Genomic DNA, 12,488 nt, shown 5'->3' with positions numbered 1-12,488 from the left:
TCCATTTTGCAGAGGTAAACGCCAATCAAACGCCTGTTTGCAGTAACAGCACGGCTGGATAAGCGTTTACGGTTTCCGGATTCACGTAAAAGCAGTACAGTGCACTGTAATAAAATTACAACCAGTTTCTGGCAAAAGCACCAGACACTTAATTGAGGAGAATGACATGGCGGTAACGCAAACAGCCCAGGCATGTGACCTGGTCATTTTCGGCGCGAAGGGCGACCTGGCGCGGCGGAAATTGCTGCCTTCCCTGTATCAACTGGAAAAGGCCGGCCAGATTAACCCGGAAACCCGTATCATCGGGGTAGGGCGTGCCGACTGGGACAAAGCAGCCTATACCAAGGTTGTGCGCGAAGCGCTCGAAACCTTCATGAAAGAAAAAATTGATGAAGGTTTGTGGGAGACCCTCAGCGGCCGTCTGGAGTTTTGTAATCTGGATGTCAATGATACCGCCGCATTTAGCCGTCTGGGTGAAATGCTGGATCAGAAATCACGGACTACGATTAACTATTTCGCGATGCCGCCAAGCACCTTTGGCGCGATCTGCAAAGGTTTGGGTGAAGCAAAGCTGAATGCTAAACCTGCCCGCGTCGTGATGGAAAAACCGTTGGGAACGTCACTGGCAACATCGCGCGAGATCAATGATCAGGTCGGTGAATATTTCGAAGAGTGTCAGGTTTATCGTATCGACCACTATCTCGGTAAAGAGACGGTGCTGAACCTGCTGGCACTGCGTTTTGCCAACTCCCTGTTTGTAAACAACTGGGATAACCGCACGATCGATCACGTTGAAATTACCGTCGCGGAAGAAGTGGGTATTGAAGGTCGCTGGGGTTATTTTGACCAGGCCGGTCAAATGCGCGACATGATCCAAAACCACCTGCTGCAGATCTTGTGCATGATCGCGATGTCTCCGCCGTCGGACCTGAGCGCTGACAGCATTCGTGATGAAAAAGTGAAGGTACTGAAATCACTACGCCGTATCGACCGCTCAAACGTGCGTGAAAAGACGGTTCGCGGTCAGTACACCGCGGGTTTTGCCCAGGGCAAAAAAGTTCCGGGATATCTGGAAGAAGAGGGCGCGAACAAAAGCAGCAATACGGAAACGTTTGTGGCGATCCGTGTGGATATTGATAACTGGCGTTGGGCGGGCGTTCCGTTCTATCTGCGTACCGGCAAGCGTTTACCGACGAAGTGCTCTGAAGTCGTCGTCTATTTCAAAACGCCTGAGCTGAATCTGTTCCGGGAATCCTGGCAGGATCTGCCGCAGAACAAGCTGACTATTCGTTTGCAGCCTGATGAAGGTGTTGATATCCAGGTGCTGAACAAAGTGCCGGGTCTGGACCACAAGCATAACCTGCAAATCACCAAGCTTGATCTGAGCTATTCCGAAACCTTTAACCAGACGCATCTGGCCGACGCCTATGAGCGACTGCTGCTTGAAACGATGCGCGGTATTCAGGCGCTGTTTGTGCGTCGTGATGAAGTTGAAGAAGCCTGGAAGTGGGTCGACTCAATTACCGAAGCATGGGCGATGGACAACGATGCGCCGAAACCGTATCAGGCAGGGACCTGGGGACCGGTTGCCTCTGTGGCAATGATCACCCGAGATGGTCGTTCCTGGAACGAATTCGAGTAAAAGATCGCCTTACCCATAGGGGTTATTTTACCGGTAACATGATCTAACACAGATTGCAGAACAATTTTTGCACTTTTAAGCCTCGCGTGGATTCACCCGCGGGGCTTTTTTTATTACACTGCCTGAAACGATTTTGCCCCTGAGCTACGGCAAACAAGCGATTCAGCACTTTTTAACACGACTGATAAGCATTGTTAACCCTACCGCTCTGACAGATAAATTTTAGGAGCCTCTATGAATCCGAATTTGTTACGCGTAACACAACGTATCGTCGAACGTTCTCGCCATACACGTTCCGCCTACCTCGCCCGTATTGAACAAGCTAAATCGACCACCGTTCATCGTTCGCAACTGGCATGCGGTAACCTGGCGCATGGCTTTGCCGCGTGTCAACCGGACGACAAAGCATCGCTGAAAAGCATGCTGCGTAACAATATCGCGATCATTACCTCCTACAACGACATGCTTTCTGCGCATCAGCCATATGAACATTATCCGGCTATCATTCGCCAGGCGCTGCATGAAGCCAATGCGGTAGGTCAGGTTGCCGGTGGTGTGCCGGCCATGTGTGATGGTGTTACCCAGGGACAGGATGGGATGGAGCTTTCGCTGCTCAGTCGTGAAGTGATTGCGATGTCAGCGGCTGTAGGTCTCTCTCACAATATGTTCGATGGCGCGTTGTTCCTCGGCGTGTGCGATAAAATTGTCCCTGGCCTGGTGATGGCGGCGCTGTCATTCGGTCATCTGCCGTCAATCTTCATTCCTTCCGGGCCGATGGCGAGCGGCCTGGCGAACAAAGAAAAAGTGCGTATTCGTCAACTCTATGCGGAAGGCAAAGTTGATCGCATGGCGCTGCTCGAGTCCGAGGCGGCGTCTTATCACGCACCGGGTACCTGTACGTTCTACGGTACGGCGAATACCAACCAGATGGTCGTTGAGTTCATGGGGATGCAACTGCCAGGCTCCTCATTCGTCCATCCGGATGCGCCGCTGCGTGAAGCGTTGACCGCTGCTGCCGCCCGTCAGGTTACGCGTCTTACCGGGAACGGCAATGAATGGATGCCGATCGGTAAAATGATCGATGAAAAAGTGGTGGTGAACGGAATTGTGGCGCTGCTGGCGACCGGGGGCTCAACTAACCACACGATGCATCTGGTGGCCATGGCGCGCGCGGCCGGGATTCTGATTAACTGGGATGACTTCTCCGATCTGTCCGATATCGTGCCGCTGATGGCGCGTTTGTACCCGAACGGTCCGGCGGATATTAACCATTTCCAGGCGGCGGGCGGCGTACCGGTGCTAATGCGTGAGCTGCTGAACGCGGGTCTGCTGCATGAAGATGTGAATACCGTTGCCGGATTCGGTTTATCGCGTTACACCATGGAGCCGTGGCTTAACAACGGTGAACTGGACTGGCGCGAAGGGGCGGCGAAATCACTGGACAGCAACGTGATTGCCACCTTTGACCAACCTTTCTCTCACCACGGCGGCACTAAAGTGCTGAGCGGTAACCTCGGGCGCGCAGTGATGAAAACGTCGGCGGTACCGGTTGAAAATCAGGTTATTGAAGCGCCGGCAGTCGTTTTTGAAAGTCAGCACGATGTGTTACCGGCGTTCGATGCCGGTCTGCTTGACCGCGATTGCGTAGTTGTTGTGCGTCATCAGGGACCAAAAGCGAACGGAATGCCAGAATTACATAAACTCATGCCGCCACTTGGTGTATTATTGGACCGTTGTTTCAAAATTGCGTTAGTTACCGATGGACGACTTTCAGGTGCTTCAGGTAAAGTGCCTTCAGCAATCCATGTAACCCCAGAAGCCTATGATGGCGGTCTGCTGGCAAAAGTACGTGATGGCGACATCATTCGTGTGAATGGACAGACAGGTGAATTGACGCTGCTGGTTGACGAAGAAGAACTTGCTTCACGTCAGCCTCACATTCCAGACCTCAGCGCATCGCGCGTGGGGACCGGACGTGAAATGTTCAGCGCGTTGCGTGAGAAGCTGTCCGGAGCGGAGCAGGGCGCAACCTGTATCACTTTTTAAGACTTATTTTGTAATCAGGCGAGAGAAAACTCTGATGAAAAACTGGAAGACAAGTGCAGAAGCAATCCTGACCACTGGCCCGGTTGTACCGGTTATTGTGGTTAATAAACTGGAACATGCGGTGCCGATGGCAAAAGCGCTGGTTGCAGGTGGCGTGCGCGTTCTGGAAGTGACCTTACGTACCGCATGTGCGATGGATGCCATTCGCGCGATCGCGAAAGAAGTTCCGGACGCCATCGTCGGCGCAGGTACTGTACTGAATCCGCAACAACTGGCTGAAGTCACCGAAGCCGGTGCGCAGTTTGCTATCAGCCCGGGTCTGACCGAGCCGCTGTTAAAAGCCGCAACGGAAGGGACTATTCCGCTGATCCCTGGCATCAGCACGGTTTCTGAACTGATGCTGGGTATGGACTACGGATTGAAAGAGTTCAAATTCTTCCCGGCGGAAGCGAACGGCGGTACTAAAGCGCTGCAGGCGATTGCGGGCCCGTTCTCTCAGGTACGTTTCTGCCCAACCGGTGGTATCTCTCCGGCGAATTACCGTGACTACCTCGCGCTGAAAAGCGTGCTGTGCATCGGTGGTTCCTGGCTGGTTCCGGCAGATGCGCTGGAAGCTGGCGATTACGAACGCATTACCAAACTGGCTCGTGAAGCAGTAGAAGGCGCGAAGCAGTAAGCCGTTAATGTGTAAACCGTAGGCCGGATGCGGCATCAACGCCTTATCCGGCCTACGGGGCTGGTTTTTTATCCTGTAACTTTCACCTGTGCGGCGGCGTGTTTCGCGCGTTCAACCGCGTCTTCAATGGTTTGCGCTGTAGCCAGTACCACGCCTAAACGACGGCTCCCGTCGATCTCCGGCTTACCAAAGAATCGTACTTGCAGGCCAGCGCCCACGGCGGCCTGTACGTTATCAAACGTCACATTCTGGCTGCTAAGTTGCGGCAGAATAACGGCGGAAGCGGAAGGCCCATACTGACGGATTGCGCCAACGGGCAGACCGAGAAATGCGCGAACGTGCAGGGCAAACTCAGACAGGTCCTGCGAAATTAAGGTCACCATTCCGGTGTCGTGCGGGCGAGGGGAGACTTCGCTAAAAATGACCTCATCACCGCAGACAAACAGCTCCACGCCAAACAGACCGTAGCCGCCTAACGCCAGCACGACTTTACGGGCAATCTCCTGCGCGCGCGCCAGCGCCAGGTCGCTCATCTGCTGAGGCTGCCAGGATTCACGATAATCGCCATCTTCCTGACGATGCCCTACCGGCGCGCAAAAGTGTACGCCATCAACGGCGCTAACGGTAAGCAGGGTAATTTCAAAATCAAAATCTACCACGCCTTCGACGATAACGCGCCCGGCGCCTGCCCGGCCTCCCTGTTGAGCATAGTTCCAGGCTTCGGTGAGCCGATCGGCTGAACGAATAAAGCTTTGCCCCTTACCTGAGGAACTCATTACTGGCTTCACGATGCAAGGAAAGCCAATTTCGGCGACGGCCTCGCGAAAGCGAGTTTCGCTGTCTGCAAAGCGAAAAGAAGAGGTTGGTAAAGACAGTTCCTCTGCGGCGAGGCGACGGATCCCTTCGCGGTTCATGGTCAGTTGGGTCGCTCGTGCGCACGGCACAACGTGTTGCCCTTCCTGTTCCAGCTTTACCAGCATATCCGTGGCAATCGCCTCTATTTCCGGCACGATATAATGTGGTTTTTCGCGCTCGACAACCTCGCGTAACGCTTCGCCATCGAGCATATTGATTACGTATGAGCGATGGGCAACGTGCATGGCTGGCGCGTCGGGGTAACGATCCACGGCAATGACTTCCACACCCAGGCGTTGGCATTCGATCGCCACTTCTTTACCCAGTTCACCTGAACCTAATAACATCACTCGCGTTGCTGCGGGACGCAGCGCTGTGCCTAATAACGTCATAAATTAATCCCCTGTTTTATCTGGGCGCAGTATATACGAAAACGTTTGCGTCTGTCTTTATTGCCAGGTTGATTTCAGGGCGCAAAAAGAATATACTGTACATAAATACAGGTAATTTAAGAGGCTGCAAAAATGGCGGTTGAAGTTAAATACGTAGTCATTCGGGAAGGTGAGGAAAAAATGTCGTTTACCAGCAAAAAGGAAGCCGATGCGTATGACAAAATGCTTGATACAGCGGATTTGCTCGACACATGGCTGGAGCAGTCACCGGTAGCGCTTGAAGACGAGCAGCGTGAAGCGCTTTCCCTGTGGCTGGCTGAGCAAAAAGATGTGCTGAGCGCCATCCTGAAAAACGGCAAGCTGCCGTCTCCGCAGGCCGTTAAAGATGACGCGCACGCTGAGGATGATACCCAGGCTGCCTGAAACGACTTGCGCTCCTGACGTTTTGTACCATGCTTTTTCCTGAATCATTGTGCAATCCCTGACGTCTTTTCGCGTTGCTACATGCGACCGGAAAGACGAAGGGGAGATAAAGGAGAAAAAAATGTATAAAAAAAGAGCGTTATTAAGCCTGCTGTTGTTATCTGCCAGCGTATCTGTTTTTGCGGCAAACATGGAAAGCAAAAATGTTCAGTTTCCAAAATGCGAAGGGCTGAATGCTGATGGTATTGCGGCGAGCGTGAAACGTGATTATCAACAAAATCGCATCGCGCGCTGGGCTGACGATCAAAAGCGTGTTGGGCAAGCCGATCCTGTCGCCTGGGTTAATACCCCCGATATTACGGGCAAAGATGGCAAATGGTCGGTCCCGCTGACGGTTCGCGGAAAAAGCGCGGATATTCACTATCAGGTAAAAGTCGACTGCCAGGCCGGAACGGCGGAGTATCAACCGCAGTAATGAGCGTATTTGCACATCTTTTGATGAGCTGAACACTTCCTGACATCCCCTCGGGTACGCTTTGACGATTATTCGTCTGTACTTGAGGGGCAAAATGGCTAACTGGCTGAACCAACTACAATCTCTTCTTGGGCAAAAAGGATCCTCCGCATCATCTTCCGGCGAGCAAGGGCTGAGTAAACTTCTGGTCCCTGGCGCGTTAGGCGGTCTGGCGGGATTACTGGTTGCCAACAAATCCTCACGTAAGTTACTGAGCAAATACGGCACCAGCGCGCTTCTGGTGGGTGGTGGTGCGGTTGCCGGAACCGTGCTGTGGAACAAATACAAAGATAAAGTTCGCGCCGCGCATCAGGATGAGCCGCAGTTCGGCGTACAAAGCTCGCCGCTGGATGAGCGAACTGAACGCCTGATCCTGGCGCTGGTTTTTGCGGCTAAAAGCGATGGTCATATTGATGCCAAAGAGCGTACCGCCATTGAACAGCAGCTTCGTGACGCGGGTGTTGAGGAGCAAGGCCGCGTTCTGATTGAGCGGGCTATCGAACAACCGCTGGATCCTCAGCGCCTGGCGCAAGGGATCCGCAACGAAGAAGAGGCGCTGGAAATATACTTCCTGAGCTGTGCGGCGATTGATATCGACCACTTTATGGAGCGCAGCTATCTGAATGCTCTGGGGGATGCGTTGAAGATCCCACAGGATGTTCGTGACGGCATTGAACAGGATCTCAAGGCGCAAAAACAGGCTTTACCGGGTTAATTACTTATCGCTAAGGCGCATGTTTCGCTTGCATCATCGCTGTCTTTTGCCACCCTTATAGGATGTTTAAGCAAAAGAACAATGACATGCTACCAAAAGCTTCTCGTATTCCTCACGCCATGACGCAGCATGGCGATACACGTGTTGATAATTATTACTGGTTGCGAGACGACACCCGCTCGCAGCCGGACGTGCTCGAATACCTGCAACAGGAAAATGCGTATGGCCATCAGGTTATGGCTTCGCAGCAGGCTTTGCAGGACCGCGTTCTGAAAGAAATTATCGACCGTATTCCCCCACAGGATGCGTCCGCTCCCTATGTGAAAAATGGTTATCGTTACCGGCATATTTATGAACCGGGATGTGAATATGCCATTTATCAGCGCCAGTCGGTTCTCAGCGAAGAGTGGGATGAATGGGATACTCTGCTGGACGGCAACCAACGCGCAGCCCACAGTGAATTTTATACGCTGGGAGGGCTGGCGATATCACCCGATAACAGCATTATGGCGCTGGCCGAAGATTACCTCTCCCGGCGGCAATATGGCGTTCGCTTCCGCAATCTGGAAAGCGGCAACTGGTATCCGGAAGTACTGGATAACGTTGAAGCGGATCTGGTCTGGGCGAATGATTCCCAGACCTTCTATTACGTTCGCAAACACGCCACGACGTTACTGCCGTACCAGGTCTGGCGGCATACCGTTGGATCTCCCTCGTCACTGGACGAATTGGTGTACGAAGAAGCCGATGACATGTTTTATGTCAGTCTGCATAAAACCACCTCGTTACATTATGTGGTGATCCATATCGCCAGCGCGACGACCAGTGAGGTTCTGCTGTTGGATGCAGAACTGGCCGACGCCGAACCTTTGCTTTTTTTAGCGCGGCGTAAAGACCATGAGTACAGCCTCGATCACTATCAGCACAAGTTTTATCTGCGTTCTAATCGTGAAGGTAAAAACTTTGGTCTGTACCGCACGCGCGTACGCAATGAACAAGCGTGGGAGGTGCTGATCCCGCCGCGCGAGAACGTCATGCTGGAGGGGTTTACCCTGTTTACCGACTGGCTGGTGGTGGAAGAACGCCAGCAGGGTTTAACCAGTCTGCGTCAGATCAATCGCAAAACGCGCGAAGTGATCGGTATCGCCTTTGACGATCCGGCGTATGTGACCTGGCTTGCCTATAACCCGGAACCGGAGACATCGCGCCTGCGCTATGGCTATTCCTCCATGACCACGCCGGACACGTTGTTTGAACTCGATATGGACACCGGGGAGCGTCGCGTGCTTAAGCAGACGGAGGTTCCCGGATTTGATGCGGCGAATTACCGCAGCGAACATGTCTGGATCACCGCCCGTGATGGTACTGAGGTTCCGGTCTCGCTGGTTTATCATCAAAAGTATTTCCTGAAAGGGAAAAATCCACTACTGGTTTACGGCTATGGCTCGTATGGTGCCAGCATGGATGCTGATTTCAGTAGCAGCCGTTTAAGCTTATTGGATCGCGGCTTTGTTTACGCCATTGCCCATGTGCGTGGCGGCGGTGAATTGGGTCAGCAATGGTACGAAGACGGTAAGTTTCTGCACAAGAAAAATACCTTCAATGATTACCTCGATGTCTGCGATGCGCTGCTAAGAATGGGTTATGGTGCGCCATCGTTATGCTACGGCATGGGGGGAAGCGCCGGAGGAATGTTAATGGGCGTCGCCATTAATGAACGCCCGGACTTGTTCCATGGCGTGATCGCCCAGGTGCCGTTTGTCGACGTGGTGACCACGATGCTGGATGAGTCAATTCCACTCACCACCGGTGAATTTGAGGAATGGGGTAATCCGCAGGATCCGCAGTACTATGCGTATATGAAAAGCTACAGCCCCTATGACAACGTCACCGCGCAGGATTATCCGCATTTGCTGGTCACGACGGGATTACACGACTCCCAGGTGCAATACTGGGAACCGGCAAAGTGGGTGGCAAAATTGCGTGAGCTGAAAACGGACGATCGCTTGCTGTTACTGTGCACGGATATGGATTCCGGGCACGGCGGTAAGTCCGGGCGTTTTAAATCTTACGAAGGCGTGGCCCTGGAGTACGCGTTTTTGATTGGGCTGGCACAGGGAACGCTGTCTGGGCAAGCTTCAGATCAGATGTTATCCAGATAGTGCTTCAGCGTTAATCGCAGCTCCGGGCTCATACTGTCGAGGTTATTAAATAACCAACGCAGATAGCCCGGATCGCGTTCTGCCACCTCTGATACCGGTTTTCCACGGTACTTACCAAATGTGAAAGTAGTGAGTAATGCAGGGCGGCCGGTAATGTCGACCATCTGCTCTGCGGTCCAGCCTGAAGTCTGCATGATGTCGATCAGCAAAGCCGCAGTGATGTAGCAATCGTACAGAGCGCGGTGGTGATGCAGGCCTGCAGGCGTCTGAACGTTCAGCTTACGTGATTTGTACAGCGCCATATTGCTGTATTTGATTCCTGGCCACAATCGACGGGAGAGCTTCATGGTGCAGATCCACTCTCCGGGCATCTCTGGCAATACGCGGCGGTCGAAACTTGCGTTGTGCGCCACATACCACTCACTACCGTAATAGTGCGGAATGATATCTTCAATCCATGGCTTATCGGCTACCATCGCTTCAGTAATGCGATGAATAGCCATCGCCTGGGGGCTAATGGGGCGGTCAGGGCGCACCAGGTGGCTCATTGGGTTAACTATCTTTCCATCAACCACATCGACAGAAGCAATCTCAACAATGCCTCCCTGCAGACCACAGGTTTCTGTATCTATTATGCGCAACATGCCATGCTCCCGACCAAAACGACTAGCGTAAAGGAATGATATCACCTTGCCAACCCCGTGGCGTGCGTTGACCGGTTAAGAGCAAAGAACCGCTGTCGGCGCGTACAATCAATCGACCTCGCTCGTCCCATAACGCGCTGCTCCCGCGTGCATTGGCCATTAATACCGCGATGGCAAATTTATGCGAGAAACTTTGTAGCTGAGATGCGGATGAGAGGAGTTCTGGCTCGCTGACGGACTGGCTACTGGTGAATAACGAAAAAGCAGGATCGATATCAATACCTTCTGGCTGACTATCCACAACGCTGATGGCATTGCGCTGTCTGGCAATACAGGCCCCGTGGCTCTGATGAAACGTTAATGGTGATGTCATCCAGGGAGAGAAAAGCGCAATGCCTTTCACAAAACGATTGTTATGCTCTACCGGCAATCCCGCGATAATTGTCATGCGGTAAGTCGCTGCGGCATGCGCCAGCGGTTCCAGCAACGCTTCATCAGGTGGCGCTGGGAGGGAGTCATTCTCATCAACGCAGCCCAACAAGGAGAGGGCGGGGAAGACCAGCAATTCACATTGGCATTGTGCGGCTGCCTGAATGAATTGCAGGTGATGGGCAACGTTTTCGGTCACTGATGTGTGAAGGGGTTCGTATTGTGCTGCTGCGATTTTCCAGTGTGACATAATGATTTCCTTTTCATAGTGTCTACAACCATCTTTAAAGTATAGATTAAGAATATACTTATACTGTAGCAGGCATCATGTAAGGAATCGTAACGTAATATAAGTTTTATTTAACTTTCGGCTCGTACGGTAAACGTGAAAGGGAGACGGATGCCAGGCGATGCGCGATGAGTCTTTCACGAAACCAGTCGCGTAAATGTTCGGGCTGTTCACGTTCAACCACTTCGGCAACGATCGGCATATTGTAGCGTTCTTTAAATGCGACACCCGCCGCGGCCAGGTCAACATTGACCTTATCCATTTCGGCTTGCTCAAGTTTGGCCAGATTGATGTTCATAGGCTGCTCCTTTTCTCTGTCTTCCGGCGCGCAAAGTTACTAAGAGTGCGCATTAATGGCAAGACAGAATTGATGATTCTCGACTCGATCATTGTAGAAGGTTATTCTCTATAGATTAGACATAACAAAAAGGAATAGTTGAAATGGCTTCATCTGCATCTTCGCTACGTAATACTCTCATCGTACTCGCCAGCCTCCTCGCAACACCCGCTGCATTGGCGCATGCTCACCTGACAAAACAAAGTCCGGCGGCGAATGCGGAAGTCACCGCTTCTCCCCAGGCGCTGACGCTGAATTTTTCTGAAGGCGTCGAACCTGCGTTCAGCGGCGCAACGCTGACAGGTCCACAAAAGGAATCAATCAAGACGGGCAAAGCGACCCGCAGCGATCAGGACAAAACGCAACTGATTATTCCGCTCGCTCAAACGCTGAAGGCCGGAAAATATACGGTGGACTGGCACGTTGTATCCGTGGATGGTCACAAGACAAAGGGACAATATACCTTTAGCGTGAAATAACCGATGCTGGCATTTACCTGGGTTGCCCTGCGATTTATTCATTTTACCGCGTTGATGCTGGTGTTTGGTTGTGCGCTTTACGGCGCATGGCTGGCTCCCGTTTCGGTTCGCCGTTTAATGATGCGTCGTTTTTTACGTCTGCAACGCCATGCCGCGACGTGGAGTTTTATCAGCGCGACGCTAATGCTGGCGATCCAGGGGGGCTTAATGGGCTCAGGATGGCGGGATGTCGTCTCTACAGACGTTTGGGGCGCCGTTCTGCAGACGCAATTTGGCGGCGTCTGGCTATGGCAGATTATCCTCGCGATGGTCACGTTGGTGGTGACCATCGTTGTGCCGCGCAGCATGTCGCGACTGCTCTTGATGCTGACGATTGCTCAGTTTATTTTGCTGGCAGGCGTTGGACATGCAACGCTGCATACTGGCGTCGCTGGGGCTATCCAACAGGTTAACCATGCCTTACATCTGATATGTGCCGCCGCCTGGTTTGGCGGCTTGCTGCCCGTACTTTACTGTATGAGAATGGCGCAGGGCCGCTGGCGGGAACAAGCGATCGGAACCATGATGCGTTTCTCCCGCTATGGGCATCTCTTCGTTGCCGGGGTTTTACTTACCGGGATTATGAATGCCCTGTTTATTGTCGGTGTTTCCGGCTCCTGGCACATGGCTTATGGGCAACTGCTTTTGTTAAAAGGTGCCCTTGTCATGCTAATGGTAGCGATTGCCCTGGCGAATCGGTATGTTCTGGTACCACGCATGCAGCAGGATAATGGCTGTGTGACGCTCTATTTCATTTGGATGACAAAACTGGAATGGGGAATAGGGGCCGTTGTGCTGGCGATTGTCAGCCTGTTTGCAACCCTCGAACCTTTTTGATTGATGGAC

At 52.6% G+C, this 12,488-nt stretch carries 13 protein-coding genes; 9 read left to right on the top strand and 4 right to left on the bottom strand.

Annotation, left to right across the window (positions count from 1 at the left end; all coding sequences use genetic code 11):
* The first annotated feature begins 166 nt into the window (after positions 1-166).
* From zwf to kdgA, 3 genes are all read left to right on the top strand, one after another.
* Entirely contained in the window at positions 167-1,642 is a 1,476-nt protein-coding gene (gene zwf, locus OOJ59_RS23540; protein WP_003034896.1) for a glucose-6-phosphate dehydrogenase, read from the top strand.
* A gap of 234 nt (positions 1,643-1,876) precedes the next feature.
* Entirely contained in the window at positions 1,877-3,688 is a 1,812-nt protein-coding gene (gene edd, locus OOJ59_RS23535; protein WP_085048044.1) for a phosphogluconate dehydratase, read from the top strand.
* Positions 3,689-3,722: 34 nt separating this feature from the next.
* Positions 3,723-4,364, top strand: a complete 642-nt coding sequence (gene kdgA / locus OOJ59_RS23530) for a bifunctional 4-hydroxy-2-oxoglutarate aldolase/2-dehydro-3-deoxy-phosphogluconate aldolase (protein WP_038641415.1) — start codon at positions 3,723-3,725, stop codon at positions 4,362-4,364.
* A 68-nt stretch (positions 4,365-4,432) separates the two neighbouring features.
* Here the strand turns inward: kdgA and purT are convergent, their stop codons facing one another.
* Positions 4,433-5,611, bottom strand: a complete 1,179-nt coding sequence (gene purT, locus OOJ59_RS23525) for a formate-dependent phosphoribosylglycinamide formyltransferase (protein ID WP_137347811.1) — start codon at positions 5,609-5,611, stop codon at positions 4,433-4,435.
* Positions 5,612-5,743: 132 nt separating this feature from the next.
* On the opposite strand from purT, the gene yebG reads away from it, so the two are divergent.
* From yebG to ptrB, 4 genes are all read left to right on the top strand, one after another.
* Positions 5,744-6,034, top strand: a complete 291-nt coding sequence (gene yebG / locus OOJ59_RS23520) for a DNA damage-inducible protein YebG (RefSeq protein WP_038641410.1) — start codon at positions 5,744-5,746, stop codon at positions 6,032-6,034.
* Between the two features lie 121 nt (positions 6,035-6,155).
* Positions 6,156-6,509, top strand: a complete 354-nt coding sequence (gene yebF / locus OOJ59_RS23515; protein WP_038641408.1) for a protein YebF — start codon at positions 6,156-6,158, stop codon at positions 6,507-6,509.
* A gap of 94 nt (positions 6,510-6,603) precedes the next feature.
* Positions 6,604-7,263 carry a tellurite resistance TerB family protein gene (locus tag OOJ59_RS23510; RefSeq protein WP_038641405.1) on the top strand — a complete coding sequence of 220 codons (660 nt, stop codon included), beginning with the start codon at positions 6,604-6,606 and terminating at the stop codon, positions 7,261-7,263.
* Between the two features lie 86 nt (positions 7,264-7,349).
* Positions 7,350-9,425 (top strand): oligopeptidase B, encoded by a 2,076-nt coding sequence (ptrB, locus tag OOJ59_RS23505; protein ID WP_193157063.1) that lies wholly within the window; start codon positions 7,350-7,352, stop codon positions 9,423-9,425.
* Here the strand turns inward: ptrB and exoX are convergent.
* The 3 genes from exoX to OOJ59_RS23490 form a co-directional block, all read right to left on the bottom strand.
* Positions 9,407-10,069, bottom strand: coding sequence for an exodeoxyribonuclease X (exoX, locus tag OOJ59_RS23500; RefSeq protein ID WP_038641401.1), 663 nt, complete (start codon positions 10,067-10,069; stop codon positions 9,407-9,409). The genes ptrB and exoX overlap by 19 nt on opposite strands.
* A 22-nt stretch (positions 10,070-10,091) precedes the next feature.
* Positions 10,092-10,748, bottom strand: a complete 657-nt coding sequence (locus OOJ59_RS23495; RefSeq protein ID WP_160956399.1) for a carbon-nitrogen hydrolase family protein — start codon at positions 10,746-10,748, stop codon at positions 10,092-10,094.
* Between the two features lie 106 nt (positions 10,749-10,854).
* Complete coding sequence (locus OOJ59_RS23490) at positions 10,855-11,085, bottom strand: DNA polymerase III subunit theta (RefSeq protein ID WP_038641397.1); 231 nt, start codon at positions 11,083-11,085, stop codon at positions 10,855-10,857.
* Positions 11,086-11,228: 143 nt separating this feature from the next.
* Between OOJ59_RS23490 and yobA the strand changes: the two genes are divergently transcribed.
* Complete coding sequence (gene yobA / locus OOJ59_RS23485) at positions 11,229-11,603, top strand: CopC domain-containing protein YobA (RefSeq protein WP_160956461.1); 375 nt, start codon at positions 11,229-11,231, stop codon at positions 11,601-11,603.
* A 3-nt stretch (positions 11,604-11,606) separates the two neighbouring features.
* A complete protein-coding gene (gene copD, locus OOJ59_RS23480; RefSeq protein ID WP_069324700.1) occupies positions 11,607-12,479 on the top strand; it encodes a copper homeostasis membrane protein CopD in 873 nt (290 codons plus the stop codon).
* The last annotated feature ends 9 nt before the right edge of the window (positions 12,480-12,488 follow it).

It is taken from the genome of Citrobacter sp. W9, assembly GCF_026719375.1.
Taxonomy (GTDB): domain Bacteria; phylum Pseudomonadota; class Gammaproteobacteria; order Enterobacterales; family Enterobacteriaceae; genus Citrobacter; species Citrobacter werkmanii.
The sequence above is the reverse complement of the archived record's forward strand: the minus strand, read 5'-3'. Positions and strand labels throughout refer to the sequence as shown.

Bases quoted from the DNA above. Each gene is read 5' to 3' on its own strand.
- copD (WP_069324700.1), top strand. From the start codon at position 11,607: ATGCTGGCATTTACCTGGGTTGCCCTGCGATTTATTCATTTTACCGCG.
- yobA (WP_160956461.1), top strand. From the start codon at position 11,229: ATGGCTTCATCTGCATCTTCGCTACGTAATACTCTCATCGTACTCGCC.
- OOJ59_RS23510 (WP_038641405.1), top strand. From the start codon at position 6,604: ATGGCTAACTGGCTGAACCAACTACAATCTCTTCTTGGGCAAAAAGGA.
- purT (WP_137347811.1), bottom strand. From the start codon at position 5,611: ATGACGTTATTAGGCACAGCGCTGCGTCCCGCAGCAACGCGAGTGATG.
- yebG (WP_038641410.1), top strand. From the start codon at position 5,744: ATGGCGGTTGAAGTTAAATACGTAGTCATTCGGGAAGGTGAGGAAAAA.
- kdgA (WP_038641415.1), top strand. From the start codon at position 3,723: ATGAAAAACTGGAAGACAAGTGCAGAAGCAATCCTGACCACTGGCCCG.
- exoX (WP_038641401.1), bottom strand. From the start codon at position 10,069: ATGTTGCGCATAATAGATACAGAAACCTGTGGTCTGCAGGGAGGCATT.
- zwf (WP_003034896.1), top strand. From the start codon at position 167: ATGGCGGTAACGCAAACAGCCCAGGCATGTGACCTGGTCATTTTCGGC.
- yebF (WP_038641408.1), top strand. From the start codon at position 6,156: ATGTATAAAAAAAGAGCGTTATTAAGCCTGCTGTTGTTATCTGCCAGC.
- edd (WP_085048044.1), top strand. From the start codon at position 1,877: ATGAATCCGAATTTGTTACGCGTAACACAACGTATCGTCGAACGTTCT.
- ptrB (WP_193157063.1), top strand. From the start codon at position 7,350: ATGCTACCAAAAGCTTCTCGTATTCCTCACGCCATGACGCAGCATGGC.
- OOJ59_RS23495 (WP_160956399.1), bottom strand. From the start codon at position 10,748: ATGTCACACTGGAAAATCGCAGCAGCACAATACGAACCCCTTCACACA.
- OOJ59_RS23490 (WP_038641397.1), bottom strand. From the start codon at position 11,085: ATGAACATCAATCTGGCCAAACTTGAGCAAGCCGAAATGGATAAGGTC.